A 22,590-nucleotide genomic window follows, 5' to 3' on the forward strand; every position below is an offset into this window, starting at 1 on the left:
AGGCTTATGTTAAAATTATTGCAATAAATGCAATAAACATTATTTCCACCAGAAAGTTGGGATAATTATGGATACTAATCAAGCTGAAAATAAACGCGTTCTAGTTGTATTTCCGCATCCCGATGATGAAGCCTTCGCTGCTGCAGGGACCCTGGCAAAGTACATAGACAGCGGTGCCGGGGTGACCTATGCCTGTCTGACCTTAGGGGAGATGGGACGGAACATGGGAATCCCGCCATTCGCGAACCGGGTTACTTTGCCGGAGATCCGCAAGGAAGAATTGATAGCTTCCTGCCGTGCGATTGGCATACAGGATTTAAGGATGCTTGGTTTCCACGATAAAATGATCGAATTCGAAGACCCGCAGCTGCTGGATAATACACTGCTGGCACTGCTCGAGGAATTGACCCCATCGCTCGTCATTACCTTTTATCCGGGCTATAGTGTCCATCCCGATCACGATGCCACCGGAGCCGCTGTCATCCGGGCGGTCGGCAGGCTCCCGGCTGCGCAGCGGCCAACAGTGCACTGTATTGCGTTCTCCAGCAACCATGAGCAGATGATCGGCCCGGCGGATGTGAACGTAGACGTGACTGCATTCCTAGCGAAGAAAATGGCCTCGATTCAGGCCCACCGTTCGCAATATCAAGCAGCGGAGCTTGTGGGAAGCCGGGAGCTGACCGCGGAGGAGATTCAAATCCGGTTCGGACGGGAATCCTTTTGGACCTACCGGATGGAATAAGTGCTACAATAATAATGTTAATGCACTAAGGCGTCGGGAGGGCAGGCCATGAACAAAGAAGAACAGGTCCTGATGAATTTCAGGGATTTATTTAACAAGCTGAGCTGGCTGAATAAATCCAAGATGGAAGAGAGTCTTAAGGGGTACAAGCCCTCTGAGGTACATTGCATCGAATATATCGGGCAAAATGCGGATTCCAACGTGACCATACTTGCGGAGCATTTTTATATGACTAGAAGTGCTATAAGCAAAATAACCAAGAAGCTCATGGAAAAGGGCTATATCGAAAGCTACCAGAAGCCGGATAATAAGAAAGAAATCTATTTCAGGCTTACGAAGCAAGGGGAAGCGGTCAGCAAAGTCCATGAGGAGCTGCACCAGGAATTCCGCGAGCGGGATAAAGCCGTGTTCGAGCAGGTAACCGAGGAGCAATATGACAACATGCTTGGCTTCATTGAGAAGTATAGCAGGCATTTGGATGCAGAAATCACAAAACTCGGTACAGATTTGAAATCCGAATGAATTGAATACTGATAATGAAACCTCAGGCAGCCGGGCTCTTTCGAGAACGGTTGTCTTTTTTATTGCATAGAAAGCTGCCGGTGAAGCGGACTGAGAGGACGTTATTTTCCCAAAAAAGCCTGGTATGAGGAGGATGCGGACTGAGAAGCGCTTATCTTGTTCATTCATGTCTGAAAAGAGGGGGATTCGTCCATATAAGCGATTCTGAGTCCGCTTGACCCGCAAAACCATCTATTTTGCTCAAATAGCGGATTCTCAGTCCTCCTCACTGGCTGAGGGGAGCCCCTGGAGATTTTGTTATTGCAATTTTTGTTGACGAGGAAACAAAAATGCAGTAGGATGATTATGTTTCCTAGGAAACATAATCAACGCGTTTGAGGGGAGAATTACATGTTCAAATCCAGATCACACCCTACACAGAACACAGAACAAACCGTAGACAGACACGCTTTAATCTTCGGCCTCATCTCTGTATTTCTGTGCGGAATAGGCTTCAGCATCATCGCACCTGTCGTGCCATTCTTAGTTCAGCCTTATACCAGCAGTCCGGGAGAACAAGCGATAATGGTTACACTGCTGACCTCCGTTTATGCATTCTGCGTGTTTTTTGCAGCCCCGGTACTTGGAGCACTAAGCGACAAATACGGCCGCCGTCCATTGCTCTTAATATGCCTGTTAGGTTCTGCAATCGGGTACTTTATTTTTGGTATAGGAGGAGCCCTGTGGGTACTGTTCGCCGGTCGGATCATAGAAGGTATAACAGGCGGGAGCATCAGCACGATCTTTGCCTATTTTGCAGACATTATTCCTCCAGAGCAGAGAACCAAATACTTTGGCTGGGTGAGTGCGGTCATAGGTGCAGGCACCATTATTGGCCCGAGTGTAGGCGGGTTACTTGCCAAGTTTGGTTATGCTGTACCGATGTATTTTGGAGCGGTTGTTACTTTGTTAAATGTTGTATATGGACTCTTGTTCATGCCGGAGAGCCTGGACAAGAATAACAGATTGAAAGAGATTACCTTTGTAAGACTGAATCCATTCTCACAGCTGGCCAGTCTGCTCTCCATGAAGAATCTAAACAGGCTGCTGATCTCAGCATTCCTGCTATGGATACCCAATGGTTCCCTGCAGGCTGTGTTCTCACAATTTACAATGGATACCTTCAGCTGGAAGCCGGCAATCATCGGACTGATGTTCTCCATCATGGGCTTCCAGGATATCCTGTCGCAAGGCTTCATCATGCCCAAGCTTCTGAAGAAATTAAATGATAAACAGATAGCCATTCTGGGAATGGTCTCGGAGATTATAGGCTATGGGTTCATTGCCGTTTCGTCACTCTTTACGTTCTATCCGCTTTTCATTGCTGGGATGTTCATCTTCGGCTTTGGTGATTCGATCTTCGGGCCTTCATTCAACGGGATGCTATCCAAGTCTGTCGATTCGAGTGAACAAGGAAGGATTCAAGGCGGCAGCCAATCGATTCAGGCGCTGGCCAGGATGATCGGGCCTCTCATTGGAGGGCAAATCTATGTCTCGCTTGGACATGCCGCGCCCGCTGTTATGGGGATCATCCTAATCGCAGCGGCTATACCTGTTCTATACAAGAGAGCACATGTAACATTGTAAAATGTTTTGCAGCCCCGCCAATCGGCGGGGCTGCTTGTTCTTCCCATATAATTATGGTATAACTTATTACAAGTCATTTAATAAGTTGTGATTGAGGTGCAGGTAGGCCGATAACTCTACAAGAAAAGGCAGGAACAAACAATGAACCAGAAAGAAAGAATGCTTGCAGGTCTCCCTTATAAAGCTTGGCTGGATGGATTAACGGAAGAGAGAACAGCCGCCAGACTGATGGTCCATCAGTTCAATCTGCTCCGTCCCGATGAAGAAGAGGAGAGAGCAGCACTGATCCGGAAGATTATCGGCAAGACAGGAGAGGTAGTTCATATCGAAGCGCCCTTCCACTGCGATTATGGAACCAACATCTCTGTGGGGAATAATTTCTATGCTAATTTCAACTGCACTATTCTTGATGTCGGCAGAGTCGTCATCGGTGATAATGTCATGTTTGCTCCGAATGTATCGCTCTATACCGCAGGACATCCCGTCCATCCCGATTCCCGGAATTCAGGCTATGAATATGGGATCGCTATAACGATCGGCAATAATGTCTGGATCGGCGGCAACGTGATCGTGAATCCGGGCGTAACCATAGGTAACAATGTAGTGATCGGGGCTGGCAGCGTGGTGACCAAGGACATTCCCGATAATGTGATAGCAGTAGGCAGCCCCTGCAGAATTATCCGTGAGATCACCGAGGAAGACCGGAAATTTTATTATAAGGATAGAGAATTTGATGTTACGGATTACTAAATAAGCACATAGGTAGCTCTCAGCGGTCCATGCACACCCACCACGAGTTTCATTTCGATATCGGCGGAATTGGAGGGGCCGGAGATGAAATTAATCGATGAGCCCACCGGCTCACCGGCTTGAATTCTCCGGTTAAACGCTGCTGCTGCCTGAGTAGAACGGAGTACAAGCCTCTGCCGCTCAATTACTGCAATATAATGGGCAGGCAGGAAGTGAAGGGAACGGCCCTGATCCGGGCGGCTCTCCACCACAACCGTTCCGGACTCAGCCAGCGCACAGTCGGCGAAGATAATCGCTGTATTCGCTGATTCAGCCCGCCTAACATTCTCCTCTCTTCCTGCTGCTTCCTCCCACACGGCGGCATCCGGGAACTCCAGCCCGTATTCGGCAAACCGGGGATCTCCGGAAGTCATAACCAGCCCGCCGCCATTCGCTTCTATAAGATCATTCAAGGTCCGCTGCAGAATCTCCGGATTCGATTCAATCACCTGAGTGTGAATGAAGAAACACTGCTCCTTAAGAATCTCTACCAGATCGTCGTTAGTTAGCTCGCCATAGCTGTCCGGAATCAAGTCCTGTATAATAGGCCGCTGAACATTAGTCTTACGTTCCCGGCCCAGCTTAGCGGCAATTGTATTCAGAAAAGCCTCCTTATTCGAGGATACTGTCATTGCTCTGACCCTCCTTTACGTTTCTCCATCCATGCCCGGAAGCTGTCCTGCTGCTTGACGGGCTGCTTGAGGTCACGGGCATGAATCCAGCCGTGAATCAAGGCGGGTCCTCTTACGATTCGCCCCTGTTTACTCATCAAGCGGCTGGCGGAGTGTGCTATCCGCAGGGTTCGGCCGAATAGGGCAGGGGAGGACAGCAGCCGGCTGGCCGCTTTCATCTGAAGCCTGTCTGCGGCGCCGGTTCTTCGCTGCCCGACAATGTTCTGCCGGTGCATGATCAGCTGCTCATGCAGCGGAATCTTCACCGGGCAGACATCTGTGCAGGCACCGCACAGACTGGAGGCAAACGGCAGCTCCTTATAGTCATCGTACCCGCCAAGCAGCGGGGTGATTACCGCACCGATCGGACCCGGATAGATTGATCCGTAAGCATGCCCGCCGATATGGCGGTAGATCGGGCAGACATTAAGGCAAGCACCGCAGCGGATACACTGCAACGCCTCGTTAAATTCACTTCCCAGAATATCGGACCGGCCGTTGTCGACGACAACCAGGTGGAACTCCTCGGGACCATCTGTCTCTCCGGCTGCAGAAGGCCCTAATACGGTAATGTAGCTGGTTAATTTCTGTCCGACAGCACTGCGGCAGAGCAGGTTATCCAGAACCTCCATTTCCTCCAGGGTCGGAACAATCCGCTCCATACCCATCACCGCAATATGGGTCTTCGGAATGGCAGCCGTAAGATCACCATTGCCCTCATTGGTCACCAGATTGATCGCTCCCAGATTAGCTATGGCGAAGTTACAGCCCGTGATCCCGACTTCGGCTTCCAGGAACTTCTGCCGCAGAACCGTCCGGGCGAATCCGGCCAGATTCTCCGGGGTTTCATCTCCCGTATATCCAAGCTTCTCTGAGAACACCCGCCGGATTTGTCTCCGGTCTTTATGCAGTGCGGGAGCGACGATATGCGAGGGCGGGTCCCAATCATCCATTTGGAGGATATACTCCCCAAGATCCGTCTCAATCAGCTCACAGCCGGCTTCGATCAGGACATGGTTCAGCTCAATTTCCTCCGTGACCATAGATTTGGATTTTACAACCTTTTTGGCCTGTTTACTTACAACAACATCCCGTATATAACTGCTGGCCTCTTCTTTGGTAGCTGCAAAATAGATATGGCCGCCTTGTCGCTCCACATTATCTGCGAGCTGCTCCAGGTAATAATCCAGGTTCTGCAGGGTATGCTGGCGGATAAGCTGGCCTACGTTCCGCCACTGCTCCCAATCCCCCAGTGCGGTGGCCGCAGACAGACGTCTCGTCTTGAGACTGTCCTGCGCAGAACCGACAGCAGTTCGCATGAATGAATCCCCAAGGCCTTCTGTAGTCCGTTCGCTGAAATTACGTTTATCGGTTTGCAGGCTCAAGTCTGCCTTCCTCCTCTGCTAACAACAGGCTGATGCTGATTCAGCACTTCAGCAATATGCATAATCTTGACAGGCTCACCCTTGCGGGACAGAAGCCCCCCGATATTCAGCAGGCAGCCCATATCTGCACTGATCAGAATATCTGCGCCGGTATCCTTGATACAGACGCATTTCTCGTCTACCATCTGCTCGGAAATCTCAGGCATCTTGACCGAAAAGGTTCCGCCAAAGCCGCAGCAGTTATCGCTGTTCTTAAGCGGCTCCAGCTGCAGTCCTCTGACGTGTTCAAGCAGCTGGTATGGAGTTTCCTTCTCACCCAGCAGTCTTGTCATATGGCAGGAACGGTGGTAGGTGGCGGTTCCTTCAAGGCTTGCACCAACATCAGTGACGCCAAGCACCCTGACGATGAACTGCGTGAACTCATAGGATTTCTCCTTCAAAGCAACCGCTTTCAATTCCCACTGCGGATCACCTTTGAAGATCTTCGGGTATTCATGGAACATAGCAACGCAGGAGCCGGAAGGACCCACGACATATTCGGAGTTCTCGAAGGCAAGCATCATATTCTGCATGGCGAGCTTCGAATCCTTCAGATAGCCGCTGTTATATGTGGGCTGCCCGCAGCAGACCTGCGAAGCCGGGAAATCGATCTCGCAGCCCAGTCGCTCAAGGACTTCAACCATAGCAATACCGACCTCCGGGGTCATAAGGTCTACTAAACAAGTAGAGAAAATACTGACTTTCACAGCCGATCCCTCCAATCAATGTAACCCTATATTCATAGCTTAACTCAAAAAGTCAATGAAAAACAACATAAAAACAAATAGTAAATGTGAATCTTATTGACAATAAATATTGATAGCGTTTACACTATGGTTGGGCAATTGTAATAATCTACCTTGAGGGGGAGAAACAGTGACCAAGCATTTGATGTATATCGATGGCCAATTTACGGAATCCGAAGGCAAAGAATGGATCGAAGTAACCAACCCGGCAACAGATGAAGTAATCTCACAGGTTCCCAAGGCTACAAGGAATGATGTCATACGTGCCATTAATGCAGCCGAAGAAGCCCAATCAGCCTGGGAGGAAACTCCGGCGGTCGAGAGAGGCAGATTTTTGCATGCCATTGCAGACGGGATTCGCGCGGAGGCGGACAGCATCGCCAGGCTGATCTCGGAAGAAGTAGGCAAGACACTGGAATTATCTGCGGTAGAGGTTAACTTTACAGCGGATTATTTGGATTATATGGCGGAATGGGCACGGCGTTATGAAGGGGAGATCGTTCAGAGCGACCGTGATAATGAGAATATCTTTGTGTTTAAACGGGCGATTGGAGTAACGACAGGCATACTGCCCTGGAATTTCCCGTTCTTCCTGATCGCGAGAAAGATGGCTCCGGCGCTGATTACAGGCAATACGATTGTCGTCAAGCCCAGTGCGGAATCCCCGAACAATGCCGTGGCCTTCAGCCGTATTGTTGATAAAGCCGGTCTGCCCAAAGGGGTATTCAACCTGGTAACAGGCAGAGGCGGAGAAGTGGGCCATGAACTGGCTAGCAATCCGAAAGTCGGAATGGTCAGCCTTACAGGCAGCGTACCCGCCGGACAAAAGGTGATGGAGGCAGCTGCCGAGAATATCATCAAGGTCAGTCTGGAGCTGGGCGGCAAGGCACCGGCGATTGTCATGAAGGATGCCGATCTGGACCTGGCGATCAAAGCGATCGTAGATTCCCGGGTGATTAATACAGGCCAAGTCTGTAACTGTGCAGAGCGCGTCTATGTACATGAGGCCATTAAGGATGAATTCACCTCCCGCCTGGTTGAAGCTATGAAGGCAGTGAACTACGGAGATCCGCTCAAGGATAAGGATATTCATATGGGACCTCTGATTAATAAAGCCGCACAAGAATCGGTTCAGCAGAAGGTAGACCGGGCAGTACAAGAGGGCGCCACAATTGCTCTTGGCGGTAAAAAGGTAGAAGGTGCAGGCAGTTTCTTCGAGCCGACGGTCATTACGAATGCCACCAACGACATGGAGATTGTGCAGGATGAAATCTTCGGACCGGTTATCCCGGTCATTTCGTTCTCTACATTGGATGAAGCGATCGCGCTTGCCAACGACAGTGAATTCGGCTTAACCTCGTCCTTATATACCCAGAATCTTAACGTAGCTATGAAAGTAATTAAACGCCTGAAATATGGTGAAACCTATATCAACCGTGAGAATTTCGAAGCGATGCAGGGCTTCCACGCAGGCTGGAGAAAGTCCGGGATCGGTGGCGCCGACGGCAAACATGGACTGAACGAATACCTGCAGACGCACGTAGTCTATCTACAGTATGACAAGTCGGTTAACTAAATGAACTCATAATTCTCGCAGATATAATAAATGCTCCCAGGCAGTTTGGGAGCATTTTTGCGTGGTTATTCAAGACTTTTCTTCAAATAATATTTCGTCTGGCCTTCCTGGGGACAATCATGGATCTCCCCGAAGACCTCGTACCCCAGCTTCTGATAAAAGCGCGGAGCCTGCCAGCTCATGGTGGTTAATTCACTCACCTTACAGCCGCGCGACCGGGCTCTGTCTTCCAGCTCTTTGAGTAGTATTCCGCCTAGCCCGTTGCCTCTATAGGTAGGATCGACGGCCAACAGGTGAACATTTAGAATCTTCCAGACCATATCTCCGGTAATACCCCCTACATATGTATCTCCTTCATACGCTGCCAGCGAGATCACTTCGCGCTCATACGGCGGAATGCTGTCATCCATCCGCCGGCTATGCTCCTCCAGTAATCCCGATATTTCCTGACTGTTCTGCTCCAGGTTCAAATCTGCGATTCTCAACATCCAATCACCCCTTCTGCTGAAATTGTAACACAAATTTTAATTATTATTGACAAATTGCCCGTAGTTAAATATATTGTTCATAAGACTAAATGTTTCCCGAAGGAAACATTTATGTATTCAGAACTTATTGTTTCATTCAGGAAACAAAAAATATTCAGACTCATAATTATATCAGATTTCAGACAGCAATTAGCAGATAAGGAGTTAGCATATGATCGAGATTAAAGACCTAAACGTTGATTATTTCGGCAGTTCAGCACTGGAGAATGTGAATCTCGAGATCCCGTTCGGGCATACGGTGGGGATCATCGGACCGAATGGCGCAGGGAAATCAACACTGATTAAGGCATTATTAGAAGTGATTAAGAAGAGAACTGGCTCGGTCAGGGTTGAGGGCAGGGATATTTCGGAGTACAAACGGAAGATTGCCTATGTGCCGCAAAAAAACGATATTGATCTCACGTTTCCGATCACAGTGAAGGATACGGTGTTGACTGGAACCTACCCGAACCTGAGAATCTTCCAGCGCCCCGGCAAAAAAGAACGGGAACGGGCCGAGGAATGTATGGCGATGGTGGATATAAGCGATCTTGCGAATAAACAAATCAGCAATTTATCCGGCGGACAGCTGCAAAGGGTCTTTATTGCCAGGGCACTCGCCCAGGGAGCGAACGTTTTTTTCCTGGATGAACCGTTTGTCGGGATCGACATGGTCAGTGAGAAGATTATCGTGAATCTGCTTAAGCATCTTCGTGAAGAGGGCAAAACCATTCTCGTCGTTCACCATGATCTGCATGAGGTGGAAGAGTATTTTGACAAAATTATTATCCTGAATAAAAAACTGATCGCCTTTGGAGATGTGAAAGATACCTTCACTACCGGCAATATCCGCGCAGCATATGGTGCCTCCTTGGGCAATGTGATCATTAAAGGGGCAGGAGGGGCCGAATATGATTAATGTTATGTCAGACTTGTTCAACATCCCGGTCTACGCGCTTAACGCCGGCTTATCCGCCATCATCCTGGGCATTGTATCGGGAGCGCTGGGCAGCTTCATTGTTCTCCGGAAGATGTCGCTGATGGGCGACGCTTTATCTCATGCTGTACTGCCTGGTGTAGCCTTGTCCTACATACTGGGGATCAACATCCTGCTGGGCGCATCCCTGTTTGGCCTGTTAGCCGCCATCCTCATTCAATTCATTACAAGCCGCAGTACGATCAAAAGCGACACCTCCATCGGCATTATACTCAGTTCATTTTTCGCCCTGGGGATTGTCCTCATTACTTTTGCCAAAAGCGGTCTGGATCTGACTCATATTCTGTTCGGGAATATCCTCGCTGTTCCGCAGTCTGAGTTAACGCAATCTTTCATCATCATGCTCGTTGTAATTGCCATTATTGTATTGCTGTATAAAGAGCTGCTGATCAGTTCGTTCGATCCGGTAGTTGCCAAGGCTTATGGTTTAAAAACAGGCTTCTATCATTATCTGCTGATGATGCTGCTGTCTGTAGTTACGGTATCCTCGTTATCGCAAGTGGGGATTGTGCTGGTCATTGCGATGCTGGTGATCCCGGCAGCCACCTCCTATTTATGGACCCATACGCTGATCCACATGATTGTATTAGCCTCTGCGGTGGGTGCGGTATCGGGAATTGTAGGTGTGTATCTCAGCTTTGGCTTTAATCTCCCGACAAGTGCCACGATAGTACTGGTGGGTGTGAGCCTGTTCGCGGTCTCCTTCATACTGTCACCCAAAAATAATTTCTTAAGGAAAGGGCTGAAGCAAGGATGAAACAACTCAAATGGCTATCATCTATCGTACTGATCTCACTGCTCGCTGCTTGTTCTAATACTAATGAGAGGGAAGCGGGTGAGGATAAGCTGCAGATTGTTGCCACGTACTCCATCATCGCAGATATGACCGAGAATATTGTCGGGGACAAAGCTGAAGTATACAGTATGGTTCCCATCGGAACAGACCCGCATATGTATGATCCATTACCTGCCGATACGGGCAAGGTGTCCAGCGCAGATTTGATTTTCTATAACGGCCTGAATCTGGAGACGGGAAAAGGTTGGTTCCAGGACCTGCTGAAGGTGACGAACAAGAACGAGGTTGCCTTTGCTGTCTCCGATGAAGTGACCCCGATGTATCTGACTGAGAAAGGCAAGGAAACGCAAGTGGACCCTCATGCCTGGCTGGATATCCAGAATTCCATTAAGTACGTGGATGTGATCACCAAACGTGTAATTGAACAGGACCCGGACAACAAGGAGTATTATCTTAACAATCAGACAGCCTATGTGAAGGAACTGAATGAGCTAGACCAATACGCCAAAGAGGAAGTAAATAAGATCCCGCAGGAACAACGGATTCTCGTTACCAGCGAAGGGGCATTCAAGTATTTCTCGAAGGCTTACGGCTTCGAATCGGCTTTCATCTGGGAGATTAATACGGACAGCCAAGGGACGCCGGAGCAAATGAAACGGATCATTAGTATTATTGAAGAGAATCAGGTGCCTGCATTATTCCTGGAGACGAGTGTGAATCCCAAGACGATGGAGACCATCTCTAATGAGACAGGAGTACCTATACATTCTAAGATCTTCACTGATTCCTTAGCTAAAAAAGGGGAAGACGGCGACACCTACATTAAGATGATTCAATGGAATATCGACAAGGTCATCGAAGGGCTGTCACCTGATAAATGAAGGTAAAAGCACATGAAGAGTGTCCAAAAGGCGGAATCCGCTGCTTGGAACACTCTTTTTTGTTTTACAGTTTGTAAAAAAATGAATGAAAGACAAATTGAAATGACAAATATCATATTTTTGCGATGATTTATTCATTACACTAAACCACAAGAATGAAATTGATAATCATTATCAATTGTTGAACAGCAATTTTCATAATACAACTGGCGGGGGGGATTCGGTTGCAGGGTCGTTTTTGGCGGACTGTATTGGCAGTGTTTCTGTTGATGCTATTGATCATACCAGGTCAAGCTCATGCAGCGGACGGCAATTGGCGCAAGGTGGTAGAGCAGATAGATGACACTTTGCAGCAAGCGCTGAAGACTTATGTAAGCGGGGATGTCGCAGAGGCCAAGAACCAGGTCAATAATGCGTATTATGGACCCTATGAAGCCGGGCAGATGGAGAAAGCGGTGAAATATAATATTTCATCGAAACGGAATGCTCTGATTGAGGAAGAATTCCGCCAGATCCGGAAATCTATGACGGCCGGGGCGACCAAGGCCCAGGTGAATCAGCAGATGTCCGAGCTGGTAGACATGCTGCAGGAGGATGCGGCAACGCTGAGTAAGTCCGACAGTACGCCGTGGGGGATTTTCTTATCATCACTGGTCATTATCCTGCGTGAAGGTATTGAAGCAATTCTGGTTATCGCGGCAATCATTGCGTATCTGCTCAAGTCGGGCAATAAGGATAAGGTCAGGATTATCTACCAGAGCACATTAGTGGCGCTTGGGGCAAGCGTGCTGACTGCCATCGGGCTCAAATATTTATTCAACATCAGCGGTGCCAGCCAGGAGAATCTGGAGGGAATTACGATGCTGCTGGCCGTAGCTGTATTGTTCTCCATGAGCTTCTGGTTAATCGGTAAAGCAGACGCCAAACGGTGGAAGAATTACATCGAAGGCAAGATTCAGACATCCATTACGACAGGTAACACCGTGACTTTGTGGCTTGCAGCCTTTCTTGCTGTATACAGGGAAGGTGCAGAAACTGTACTCTTCTACCAGGCTCTAGTGACTGGACAAGACAGGGAAGGAATTAGCATGATCGGGCTGGGGATTCTGGTAGGCGCCTTGGCGCTGGTCGTCATCTTCCTGGTGATCCGCCTCGGAAGTTTACGTATTCCGCTGAAGCCGTTCTTCATCGGTACCAGCATTCTGATGTACTATCTGGCCTTCGTGTTCGCCGGAGAAGCCATCACGGAGCTACAGGCTGGAGCAATGATTAGTGCAACGTCGGTCTCCGGATTCCCGATTATCAGCTTCTTCGGAATCTATCCGACGGTCGAGAGCTTAACCGCGCAAGGTCTGCTGCTGCTGGCTACCGCCATAGGGCTAATCTGGTACCTGATCTCTTCCCGCAAAGGAACGGCCAAACCGGATGGCAAGCCTGTACAGGGTTAAGCGTTATAACGTTATTGGCAATGCTTCATAAATAAATAATCAGGGGTGTGTAGAGAATGAAACAAATTAAAAATGTACTGATGGTTACCGGAATGGTACTCGCAATGTCTTCTATCATGGCAGGTTGTAGTTCGGACAACAACAGCAGCAGCAATGCCGCAGCAGCTAATAATACAGCAGTCAATGCTCCGGCGGATGAAGCGCCAGCTTTTGAAGAATTCCCGATCGGGGAAGAGCAGGAAGTGGATGGCATCAAGATTGGCGCCTTGTATCTGCAGCCGGTAGATATGGAGCCTATGGATAAAGCAGGCTTGCCAGCCGCACAGTCTGACTTCCACCTCGAAGCAGATATTGCTGCACTCGAAGGGAACGAGACAGGCTTCGGTATCGGGGAGTTCATTCCTTACCTGACTGTTCATTATCAGATCAAAGCCAAAGATACAGACACCGTTGTCTCTGAAGGCACCTTCATGCCGATGAATGCTTCGGACGGCGCACATTATGGAGCTAACGTTAAACTTCCGGGCGCAGGTACTTATGTTCTGAACTATGTCGTAGAATCACCAGAGAAAATGGACTATCTGCTGCACACGGATGATGCGACTGGAGTTACCGGCCGGTTCTGGCAGGAGCCGATCGACTTGACTTGGGAATTCTCCTGGGTGCCAAGAACCTGGTAAGCCGGACCGGATAGAACCTTCGCAAGCTCAATCGGAGAATAGTGTGGTGAGGAAGACATGTTAAAAGCTACTGCAATTACACTCAGCAACGGTTTTGAAATCGCGCTGATTATATCCGTTCTTATGGTATGGCTCCGCCATACCGGAAACAGCCGCTTCAGCAAATGGATCTATTCCGGGACAGCTGCTTCAGCCGTTATCGGCTGGGCAGTATTGTACCTGCTGAAATGGTCCGGCCCGAAGAAAGAAAGCTTCACCGGCTGGACCATGGCTGTGTCCTTCATCATGGAGATTGCATTGCTAATCTGGATAATCAGGGAAAGAAAGCTTCACGCCCGGAAGAACAATGAAGCGTTATTGCTGTGGAGCAGAGGCGGCGTGAGGACCGTATTCATTTGCCTTACCACTGTCTGCTTGACCGTGCTGCCGGTGATGCGCATCCTGCAGTTTCCAAGCAACATCTTCATCCAGACCTACAGTGTAGTCAACACGGAGCTTATTCTTAAGTTCACTGGCGGCTTGCTCGGCATGGTATGCAGCTTAATGTTCGGCCTGTCTTTTGTAAGAAGTACACGTACACTTTCAGCCCGCAGCTCTGTGGCTGGAAGTGTCTTGCTTCTGGCCGCAATGATGCTTAACCAGCTGTTTACAGTTGCACAGATTCTGTTCGCCAGAGGGGTATTTCCGCTAACTCCAGTGACGATGAAAATTCTGATTCCCGTTATTAACAACATGGATAAATATCTATACGTATTGCTGGCAGCTTCTTTCATCTGGACCGTAACGGTCTTATTGTCGTTTATCCGGAGACAAGAAAAACTGTCAGAGACGTGGAATCCTGCAGTCCAGCGGAAATTCAAAGCCCGGGTACGCAATGACAAGCGCTGGTTGGCAGCTATTGCCACCCTGATGGTGCTTGTTCCTGCATTGCTCAGTGTTGAGGCAGTGTTGGCCAACCAGACTATTGAATTATCCCCAGCGGAGCCGGTTACACCCGATGCCAGCCAGCATATCGTGATTCCGCAGGCTTCTGTAAATGACCGGAATCTCCACAGATTCGGGTATACGGCCGCAGATGGTACGATTGTACGCTTCATTATTATCCGTAAATCCGAAACGATGTACGGGATCGGCTTCGATGCCTGCAAAATCTGTGGATCATCGGGGTATTATCAGAAAGGCAACAAAGTCATTTGCCGGAAATGCGACGTCATTATGAATATTCCGACCATCGGGTTCGAGGGCGGCTGTAATCCGATCCCGCTGGCCTATCACATGGATAAAGGCAATCTCGTTATTGCCAGCAGTGACCTCGAGAAGGAAACCGCTACGTTTCATCAGGAGGATCTGTTCCAGCATTAAGGGATGACGGCGTTATAAGATTGGGGATGGGAAAATGTTTTTCAGAATGCTCGCCAAGGCGTTTACTGTAGGCTTTAAGGGCAAGCTCCTGCTTATTATCACCATTGCCTTCGGAGCGTCCCTCGCTACAGCCATGCTGAATGTATCGCTGGATGTCGGCGATAAAATGAACCGGGAACTCAAAACCTACGGTGCCAATCTGCAGGTCCTTCCGAAAATGGATGCTTTGCCTGCGGAGATCGACGGAGTGGACTTCAATCCGCTGGCTGACAGAGAGTTCATTGATGAGCAGGAGCTGCCCAAGATCAAGACGATCTTCTGGGCCTATAATATAGTGGCCTTTACTCCGTATCTGGAGGCTTCCGCCAGCGTGAATAACGTGAACCATCCTGTAGCGGTAGTCGGCACCTGGTTCAACAAAGATCTGGATCTGCCTACAGGGGAGAAGATTAACACAGGCATCCGGCAGCTCAAAACATGGTGGCAGGTGGATGGGAACTGGGTGAAGGACGATGACGTCAACACTGCGCTTGTAGGTTCAACATTGGCTGGTCAGCTCGGGATAACTCCCGGACAAACCGTAGACGTCAATATTGAAGCAGGCGGTGTCAGCAAGAGTCTGCCGCTAAAGGTTGCAGGTATCTTAAGCGGCGGAGGAACGGATGATGACAAAATCTTCGTCTCACTGAGCACACTGCAGCAAACGACCGGTCTTGCCGGTAAGGTGGGCAGAGTTGAAGTGAGTGCGCTGACCACCCCGGAGAACGAGCTGGCCCGCAGGGCTGCGCTGAATCCGGACCGGCTGTCCGCGAAGGATTATGAAACCTGGTATTGCACCGCGTATGTCAGTGCGATTGCCTATCAGATTGAGAAGGCGCTGCCCGGCTCCGAGGCTAAGGTTATCCGGCAGGTTGCCGAATCCGAGGGCATGATTCTAACCAAAATTCAGCTGCTGATGTTCATCCTTACAGCTGCTGCGCTCATCAGCTCCGGTCTCGGAATCTCCGGCCTGATGACTACTAAGGTTCTGGAAAGAAGCAAGGAGATTGGACTGATGAAAGCACTGGGGGCACAGAGCTCCGCTGTGCTGCTGTTATTTGTCATGGAAGCCGTTATCTCCGGGCTTGCAGGCGGACTTCTCGGTTACGGTGCGGGTCTTGGTTTCGCCCAAATTATCGACCGTACTGTATTCGACACCGCGCTTTCGTTCAAAGGACTGGTTCTGCCGCTCGTCCTGCTGCTCTCCGTGCTGCTCACCCTGGCCGGAAGCTTCTCGGCCATGCGGATGGTTATCCGTCTGCAGCCAGCTAATGTAATGAGGGGCGGGAGATAAGCATGCGCAAATCAACGATGTTCATCAGGATGCTGATCAGCTCCTTTCAGCTGCGGAAATCAAGAATGTTAATTGCGCTATTCGCTATCATTGTCGGAACCGCGGTAATCTCCGGCCTGCTAAGCGTGTACTATGATATCAATATCAAGATGGGGATGGAATTCCGCTCGTATGGCGCGAACCTGATCCTCACGCCAACCCCGGAATCGCAGAACAAAGTATTTCCGGAGAGCACTACACAGGAGATCGCCGGTATATTCCCGCAGCAGGATGTCGTCGGATATACGTCCAATCTCTATGGTCTGGTGACAATCAATTCCCGCAGACTCGTGGTAGTCGGTACCTGGTTCGATCAAATCTCGAAGATCACACCGTATTGGGAAGTTACTGGAACTATGGATACAGACCGGAATGCCTCCGGAACCGTGCTTGTCGGAAAGGACTTAGCGGAGAAGTTGGGTTACAAGATTGGAACGGTGCTTCCGCTTAAAGATGAAGTCTCAGGTAACGAGCAGAAGGTTACGGTAACCGGGACGATCAGCAGCGGCGGGACCGAAGATAATCAAATATTCATCAATCTGGCAGAGGCCCAGAAGCTGTTTCATCAGGAAGGCCAAGCGAATGCGGCTTACTTCAGTATTACCGGAGAGGGACTGGATGCGGCAGCCTCAGCGGTCAATCTGAACTATCCGCAAATGAAGCTTAGTCCGATCAAGCAAATCTCCGGGTCGGAGACCGTCATGCTGGACAAAATCAGCTCGCTGGTCTATATCGTCGTGATCATTATTCTCTTATCTACTCTGCTATGCGTAGCCACCACGATGATGACGATGGTGATGGAGCGCAAGCAGGAGATTGCCCTGAAAAAGGTACTCGGCGCCCAGAATAAAGCTCTGTCTCTGGAGTTTCTGAGCGAAGCCGGAGTACTGGCGCTGGCAGGAACCCTTGTAGGACTGGTGTTCGGCTATTTCCTGGCCCAGGTCATCGGGGAAAGCGTCTTTCATTCCTCCATATCCTTCCGCTGGGCAGTTATTCCGCTTGTCACGGTTACAGCCCTGCTTGTAGCCGGGCTGGCCTCGCTGATTCCGCTCAGATCCGTCATCGGCATTGAGCCGGCAGTTGTGCTCAAAGGGGAATAAGACTGAAAGGGGTAAGGACAATGAGTATTCTGGAAATCACCGGAGTTAGCAAGAAATATGGCAGTCTGCATGCCTTGAAGGATATCACATTCGCTGTAGAACCAGGAGAATGGCTGTCTATTATGGGCTCCTCCGGTTCGGGAAAGAGCACGATGCTCAATATGATCGGACTTATGGACAAGCCGAGCAGCGGCCAGGTGAAGATAGACGGCATAGCCACCAGCTCAATGAGCTCCAGGAAGCTGACGGAGATCCGCAAAGATAAAATCGGCCTGGTCTTCCAGCAGTTTCACCTGATCCCGCATCTTACGGCACTGGAGAATGTTATGGTTGCCCAATACTATCACAGTATGCCTGACGAGAAGGAGGCAGCGGCGGCCCTGGCCAGAGTGGGTCTGGAAGGGCGCGCCAGGCATTTGCCGCGCCAGCTGTCCGGCGGAGAACAGCAGCGGGTGTGCATCGCCAGAGCGCTGATCAATTATCCGGCGCTGATTCTGGCCGATGAGCCGACAGGGAACCTGGATGAAGCCAATGAGAAGATTGTGCTGGACCTGTTCCAGGAGCTGCATCAGGAGGGACATACGATTATTATGGTGACCCACGCGCCGGAGGTTGGGGAACTGGCCGAACGGCAAATCCGGCTGGAACACGGAGTCATCAAGGAGATCCGGATGCCGAATAAGGTTGTTGCTGTCCAGCAGGAGCTGGTTAATAATTAAACAGATCACATTCGATTAGAGGAACGGAAGCCGAGGTAATGCTGCAATTACCCGGTTTCCGTTTTTTTGCGCGGACAGTGTTTTGCGGACATTATTACATGAACTACAAGCATTCCGTTATGGATATGCCACGCCTGGACTCGTATAATCAACTGGTGTAATGTATTTTAGCTATGTGAAACTAGGGCAGGAGGTGAGCCTGTTGAATAACCGATGGGCTATAGTTACGGGTGCTGACCGGGGCGTTGGGCTGAGTCTGGTTAAGGCACTGCTGGAGCAGGATTATCATGTGTTGGCCGGGCAGTATCTGCAGGAGAGCAATGAAGCCTTGGAACAGCTGAAGGCAAGCTATGAAGAGCAGCTGCAGGTGCTGAACCTGGATATAAGCGACGGGGATAGTGTACAACAAGCTGTCGAGTCTATTGCAGCTTGCACGGACCGGGTGGATATTCTGATTAACAACGGGGCGATTCTGGGTGATATGAGCAAGACGATTCAGGATACGCTGGATTTCGAAGAAATGGAGCAGGTCTTCCGGGTGAACACACTAGGCTCGCTGCGGATGTCGAACGGCTTAATCGAATCTATTCTCCGGAGTGACAGCAAGCTGATCGTTAACATTTCATCAGAAGCAGCCAGTATTGGAACCTGCTGGCGCAACAGCTGGTACGCTTACTGCATGTCCAAGGCCGCGCTTAATATGCAGTCTCAGTTAATTCAGAATCAGATTGCGGCGCAGGGCGGCAAGGTCATGGTTATCCATCCCGGGCATGTCCAGACTTATATGCAAGGGAAACTGGATACAACCGGGAGCCTCACCGCTGATGAATCAGCCGGGTCTATTCTTCGGCAGATCGCGAATCGCCTGAAGCCGGATTACGGACAGCAAGAGCTCACTCTGATTGACTTTGCCGGTAATACGCTGCCCTGGTAAGTGGTGAAGAACCAATATCATTTTAAAATCCTGCACAAATTACAACAATTTGCTCATTTTCCCGGCGCTAATCCGCCATTGTTGTATGAAATGCAGCATTTCTTCGCTTCCCAGCGGCTTACTATAGAAAAAACTTGCCTGAAGTTTAGCTTTCGGGCTTTTTTTAATGGGATCGTATAGTATGAAGCTGAGAGCCCGTCAGCAATTATAAGTGGAGGTGTGTGTAATGGCAGAACAGAAGTACAGGCCTGAGGTAAGCATTGAACCTTGGGATGCCGGAGATTTCGGATTGCTGCAGCAATTGAATTCTCCCGAGATGACAGTGTTCCTTGGAGGACCGGAGACGGAGGAGAAGCTCCTGTCCCGTCATAAACGTTACTGTGAGATTGCCGGAACTGGAACAGGGAGAATGTTCAAGATCCTGTTGCAGCCAGAGCTAGAAGTAGCCGGCAGTGTAGGTTACTGGAATCAGACTTGGCATGGGGAACCGGTGTATGAGATCGGATGGAGCGTGTTAACTGCTTTTCAAGGACAAGGTATAGCTGCAGCAGCAACCGTTAAGGCCATAGCTATGATCCATTCAGAGCAGAAGCACAGGTATATTCATGCTTTCCCCAAAATCAGCCACCCTGCTTCTAACTCCATTTGCCGTAAGCTTGGCTTCACATTTATGGGTGAATGTGATTTCGAATATCCTTTAGGCACGATGATCCGGTGTAACGACTGGAGATTAGCTCCGGACCTGGAAGTTAATTTTTAATAGACATTTTCGTTAAAATAGTGCATTACTGTACTTTTTAGGCGAAATCATAAATTGTATTACAAAGAGACTCGAGTATAATAATAGACATGAATTCATTTAAATATAGGGTTAGCCAACTTGTTTGGTTGACCCTTTTTGGCGGAAGAATAATAAGCGTCCAGAAATAATCAGGAGGAGTACACAATGGAGATTACAGATGCCGCAAAGAAATACCACGAAAGAATGTTTCCGGGCTACGAATCCAAGCTTCAGGTAACAGATCCCGAGTTTATCGAGCGGTTTGATAATTTTGCATTTGATGAAGTGGTTCATCAGGATGATTTGGATGACCGGACCCGTATGATGGCCATTCTATCTGTATTAATCGGCTGTCAGGGAATCGATGAGTTCAAAGCTATGCTGCCCGCAGCCCTGAACTTTGGCGTTACACCGGTGGAAGCCAAGGAAATTGTCTATCAGTCCGTCGCTTATCTCGGCATTGGCAGAGTTCTACCCTTCCTGCATGTCCTGAATGATGTATTGTCTGCGGGAGGTGTGGAGCTTCCTCTACCGGGGCAGGCCACAACCACTATGGAAACGCGTCTTGAAGCGGGGATTCAGGCGCAGGTGGATATTTTTGGCGAGAGCATGCAGGAGTTCTGGAAATCAGGCCCGGAGGAGAGCCGGCACATCAATCAATGGCTTGCGGCTAATTGCTTCGGCGACTACTATACCCGGCAAGGACTGGATCTCAAACAAAGAGAGATGATTACGTTCTGCTTCCTGTATGCGCAAGGCGGTTGTGAACCGCAGGCGACCAGTCATGCCGCAGCCAATATGAGGCTTGGAAATGATAAGGAGTTCTTGATCAAGGTCATTTCTCAATGCCTACCTTTCATCGGTTATCCGCGTAGTCTGAATGCGCTACGGTGTGTGAACGAAGCAGCAGCGAAATGATAGTTAACAGGAGGGTTGAATGATTATGCACAAAAGAACATGGCTGATTACAGGTGTCAGCAGCGGGTTTGGTTATGTGATGACGCAGCAGCTCCTTGAGCAAGGGGACAAGGTAATCGGAACGGTCCGCAACAAAGAGAAGATAGCCGGTCTTATTGAGAAATATCCGGATACTTTCATATGCGAGCTGCTGGATGTGACCGATGTTCCTGCCATCCGGAAGCTGGTCGAGGATTCTTTTGACAAATCCGGAGTGATTGACGTGATCGTAAGCAACGCAGGTTACGGTTTGTTCGGTGCAGCCGAGGAACTGTCTGACGCTGAGGTGGATCATATCATCGCCACGAATCTGACCGGCCCGATTCAGCTCATCCGTTCCGCCCTGCCACATCTGCGCGCACAGGGCAGCGGCCGTATTATTCAGCTGTCTTCCTATGGCGGACAGGTTGCCTTCCCGGGCAATTCGATGTATCACGCTACGAAGTTCGGCATTGAGGGCTTCTGTGAATCTGTGGCCCAGGAGGTCGCTGCTTTTAACATCGGGATTACACTCGTAGAACCGGGAGGAGCCCGTACCGAATTCCGCTATGGCAGCGCACAGGTTGCTTCATTAATGCCAGAATATGAGGGGAATCCTGCGCATGGCTTTTTGAGCATGCTGGACGGTTCGAATGGGCTGGCTCCCGGCGATCCGGCGCGTATGGCTGCCCGTATTATCGAGAGTGTGGACGTAGAGCCTGCACCGATGCGTATGGTGTTAGGCTCCCAGGCATTGGCCGCCACCCTGTCGACCCTTATGAAGCGTGTTGCTGATTTTGAGAAGCAGACCGACTTGGCTGCCTCTACGGACTTTCCGGCTGGTGAATAACCGGCACTAATCAGACGGGGTTAAAATTACTTGTAACTATTAACTTAGGAGGAATTACAAATGGAGTATGTAACCTTAAACAACGGAGTACAAATGCCGATTCTGGGCTATGGCGTCTATCAAATTTCAGATCAGGCGGAATGTGAGAAGTGTGTGCTGGATGCCCTAAGCGTAGGCTACCGTTCCATTGATACCGCACAAGCTTACCGGAATGAGGAAGCCGTTGGCCGTGCTATTAAGAAGAGCGGAGTTCCCCGGGAAGAATTGTTTATCACAACCAAAGTATGGATCTCTAATGCAGGCTATGAACAAGCTAAAGCTTCTATTGAAGAATCCCTGCGAAAGCTGCAGCTGGATTATTTGGATCTGGTCCTGATTCATCAGCCGTTTGGGGATTACTACGGAACGTACCGTGCATTAGAAGAGCTGTATAAGGCCGGTACCCTTAGAGCAATTGGTGTAAGTAATTTCTATCCGGACCGATATATCGACCTTGTACAGTTTACTGAAGTGGTGCCGGCTGTAAATCAGGTGGAGACCCATGTCTTCAACCAGCAGGTCAAAGCTCAGGAAATTATGGAGAAATACCATACGCAGATTGAATCCTGGGGTCCTTTTGCCGAAGGGAAAAATAATTTGTTCACCAACACCACCTTACAAACGGTGGCTGATCAATATCATAAATCCACGGCCCAGGTGGCGTTGCGCTATCTGATTCAGAGAGGCGTGGTAGTCATTCCCAAAACAGTTAGCCGAAACAGAATGGAAGAAAACATGAATGTATTCGACTTCGAACTGACGCCGGAGGATATGGCTAAGATCGCTGCACTCGATACAGGCGAAAGCGCATTTTTCTCCCACTACGATCCGCAAGTCGTTGAGAACCTCACTGGCTACGGGAAACAGGGTCTGGAATAAATTTCATACGAAGCTGCGATGCTCGAATTGAATAGCAGGTGTTAGAGGGCTGCCGGGATTTCCCGGGGCCCTTTTTCGTTTAAATAACATCAAAGTGAATCTTGCCGTTCCAATTCTACTAGGTTACAGTCAAGATTGTATAAGACGGTACACCGGATCTGTGATATAATCCTACTCTAAAATAAACGAGCAA

The 22,590-nt window shown here is 49.5% G+C and carries 23 protein-coding genes; 19 read left to right on the forward strand and 4 right to left on the reverse strand.

Annotated features, from left to right (window positions below; translation table 11 throughout):
• Positions 1–67: 67 nt before the first annotated feature.
• From bshB2 to GC101_RS25335, 4 genes are all read left to right on the forward strand, one after another.
• Complete coding sequence (gene bshB2 / locus GC101_RS25320) at positions 68–742, forward strand: bacillithiol biosynthesis deacetylase BshB2 (RefSeq protein ID WP_171719527.1); 675 nt, start codon at positions 68–70, stop codon at positions 740–742.
• Positions 743–790: 48 nt separating this feature from the next.
• Positions 791–1,264, forward strand: coding sequence for a MarR family transcriptional regulator (locus tag GC101_RS25325; RefSeq protein ID WP_042137278.1), 474 nt, complete (start codon positions 791–793; stop codon positions 1,262–1,264).
• A gap of 390 nt (positions 1,265–1,654) precedes the next feature.
• Positions 1,655–2,890 (forward strand): MFS transporter, encoded by a 1,236-nt coding sequence (locus GC101_RS25330; RefSeq protein WP_171719528.1) that lies wholly within the window; start codon positions 1,655–1,657, stop codon positions 2,888–2,890.
• A gap of 141 nt (positions 2,891–3,031) precedes the next feature.
• Positions 3,032–3,640 (forward strand): sugar O-acetyltransferase, encoded by a 609-nt coding sequence (locus GC101_RS25335; RefSeq protein WP_076245845.1) that lies wholly within the window; start codon positions 3,032–3,034, stop codon positions 3,638–3,640.
• Here GC101_RS25335 and GC101_RS25340 read toward each other — a convergent pair.
• From GC101_RS25340 to GC101_RS25350, 3 genes are all read right to left on the reverse strand, one after another.
• Positions 3,637–4,311: a LutC/YkgG family protein gene (locus tag GC101_RS25340; RefSeq protein ID WP_171719529.1), complete on the reverse strand. Its 675-nt coding sequence runs from the start codon at positions 4,309–4,311 to the stop codon at positions 3,637–3,639. The genes GC101_RS25335 and GC101_RS25340 overlap by 4 nt on opposite strands.
• Complete coding sequence (locus tag GC101_RS25345) at positions 4,308–5,669, reverse strand: LutB/LldF family L-lactate oxidation iron-sulfur protein (protein WP_425497162.1); 1,362 nt, start codon at positions 5,667–5,669, stop codon at positions 4,308–4,310. Before GC101_RS25345 ends, GC101_RS25340 begins: the two co-directional genes overlap by 4 nt.
• 62 nt (positions 5,670–5,731) lie before the next feature.
• Positions 5,732–6,481: a heterodisulfide reductase-related iron-sulfur binding cluster gene (locus GC101_RS25350; protein ID WP_171719531.1), complete on the reverse strand. Its 750-nt coding sequence runs from the start codon at positions 6,479–6,481 to the stop codon at positions 5,732–5,734.
• 169 nt (positions 6,482–6,650) lie between these two features.
• Here GC101_RS25350 and aldA point away from each other — a divergent pair, with 169 nt between their 5' ends.
• Positions 6,651–8,096 carry an aldehyde dehydrogenase gene (gene aldA / locus GC101_RS25355; RefSeq protein WP_343049825.1) on the forward strand — a complete coding sequence of 482 codons (1,446 nt, stop codon included), beginning with the start codon at positions 6,651–6,653 and terminating at the stop codon, positions 8,094–8,096.
• A 65-nt stretch (positions 8,097–8,161) separates the two neighbouring features.
• Here aldA and GC101_RS25360 read toward each other — a convergent pair whose 3' ends face one another.
• The gene (locus GC101_RS25360) at positions 8,162–8,584 is read right to left on the reverse strand and encodes a GNAT family N-acetyltransferase (RefSeq protein ID WP_171719532.1); all 423 of its coding nucleotides are present in this window, start codon (positions 8,582–8,584) and stop codon (positions 8,162–8,164) included.
• A gap of 214 nt (positions 8,585–8,798) precedes the next feature.
• Between GC101_RS25360 and GC101_RS25365 the strand changes: the two genes are divergently transcribed.
• From GC101_RS25365 to GC101_RS25430, 14 genes are all read left to right on the forward strand, one after another.
• On the forward strand, positions 8,799–9,542 hold the full coding sequence (locus tag GC101_RS25365; protein WP_343049828.1) for a metal ABC transporter ATP-binding protein: 744 nt from the start codon (positions 8,799–8,801) through the stop codon (positions 9,540–9,542).
• Positions 9,535–10,377 (forward strand): metal ABC transporter permease, encoded by an 843-nt coding sequence (locus GC101_RS25370; RefSeq protein WP_171719534.1) that lies wholly within the window; start codon positions 9,535–9,537, stop codon positions 10,375–10,377. Before GC101_RS25365 ends, GC101_RS25370 begins: the two co-directional genes overlap by 8 nt.
• Positions 10,374–11,297 carry a metal ABC transporter substrate-binding protein gene (locus tag GC101_RS25375; RefSeq protein ID WP_171719535.1) on the forward strand — a complete coding sequence of 308 codons (924 nt, stop codon included), beginning with the start codon at positions 10,374–10,376 and terminating at the stop codon, positions 11,295–11,297. Before GC101_RS25370 ends, GC101_RS25375 begins: the two co-directional genes overlap by 4 nt.
• A gap of 224 nt (positions 11,298–11,521) precedes the next feature.
• The gene (locus GC101_RS25380; RefSeq protein ID WP_171719536.1) at positions 11,522–12,745 is read left to right on the forward strand and encodes an FTR1 family iron permease; all 1,224 of its coding nucleotides are present in this window, start codon (positions 11,522–11,524) and stop codon (positions 12,743–12,745) included.
• A gap of 56 nt (positions 12,746–12,801) precedes the next feature.
• Positions 12,802–13,425: an iron transporter gene (locus GC101_RS25385; RefSeq protein WP_171719537.1), complete on the forward strand. Its 624-nt coding sequence runs from the start codon at positions 12,802–12,804 to the stop codon at positions 13,423–13,425.
• A gap of 57 nt (positions 13,426–13,482) precedes the next feature.
• Positions 13,483–14,787, forward strand: a complete 1,305-nt coding sequence (locus GC101_RS25390) for a Fe-S-containing protein (protein WP_171719538.1) — start codon at positions 13,483–13,485, stop codon at positions 14,785–14,787.
• Positions 14,788–14,821: 34 nt separating this feature from the next.
• A complete protein-coding gene (locus GC101_RS25395) occupies positions 14,822–16,120 on the forward strand; it encodes an ABC transporter permease (RefSeq protein ID WP_171719539.1) in 1,299 nt (432 codons plus the stop codon).
• Between the two features lie 2 nt (positions 16,121–16,122).
• Positions 16,123–17,259 carry an ABC transporter permease gene (locus tag GC101_RS25400; protein WP_171719540.1) on the forward strand — a complete coding sequence of 379 codons (1,137 nt, stop codon included), beginning with the start codon at positions 16,123–16,125 and terminating at the stop codon, positions 17,257–17,259.
• A 20-nt stretch (positions 17,260–17,279) separates the two neighbouring features.
• A complete protein-coding gene (locus GC101_RS25405; protein ID WP_171719541.1) occupies positions 17,280–17,978 on the forward strand; it encodes an ABC transporter ATP-binding protein in 699 nt (232 codons plus the stop codon).
• A 202-nt stretch (positions 17,979–18,180) separates the two neighbouring features.
• The gene (locus GC101_RS25410; RefSeq protein WP_246354497.1) at positions 18,181–18,912 is read left to right on the forward strand and encodes an SDR family NAD(P)-dependent oxidoreductase; all 732 of its coding nucleotides are present in this window, start codon (positions 18,181–18,183) and stop codon (positions 18,910–18,912) included.
• 226 nt (positions 18,913–19,138) lie between these two features.
• Entirely contained in the window at positions 19,139–19,672 is a 534-nt protein-coding gene (locus GC101_RS25415; protein WP_171719543.1) for a GNAT family N-acetyltransferase, read from the forward strand.
• Positions 19,673–19,858: 186 nt separating this feature from the next.
• The gene (locus GC101_RS25420; RefSeq protein WP_171719544.1) at positions 19,859–20,611 is read left to right on the forward strand and encodes a carboxymuconolactone decarboxylase family protein; all 753 of its coding nucleotides are present in this window, start codon (positions 19,859–19,861) and stop codon (positions 20,609–20,611) included.
• Positions 20,612–20,636: 25 nt separating this feature from the next.
• Positions 20,637–21,479, forward strand: coding sequence for an SDR family oxidoreductase (locus tag GC101_RS25425; RefSeq protein WP_171719545.1), 843 nt, complete (start codon positions 20,637–20,639; stop codon positions 21,477–21,479).
• A gap of 60 nt (positions 21,480–21,539) precedes the next feature.
• Entirely contained in the window at positions 21,540–22,397 is an 858-nt protein-coding gene (locus tag GC101_RS25430) for an aldo/keto reductase (protein ID WP_171719546.1), read from the forward strand.
• Positions 22,398–22,590: the final 193 nt, after the last annotated feature.

The organism is Paenibacillus phytohabitans, from assembly GCF_013141775.1.
GTDB classification, from domain to species: Bacteria; Bacillota; Bacilli; order Paenibacillales; family Paenibacillaceae; genus Paenibacillus_AQ; species Paenibacillus_AQ phytohabitans.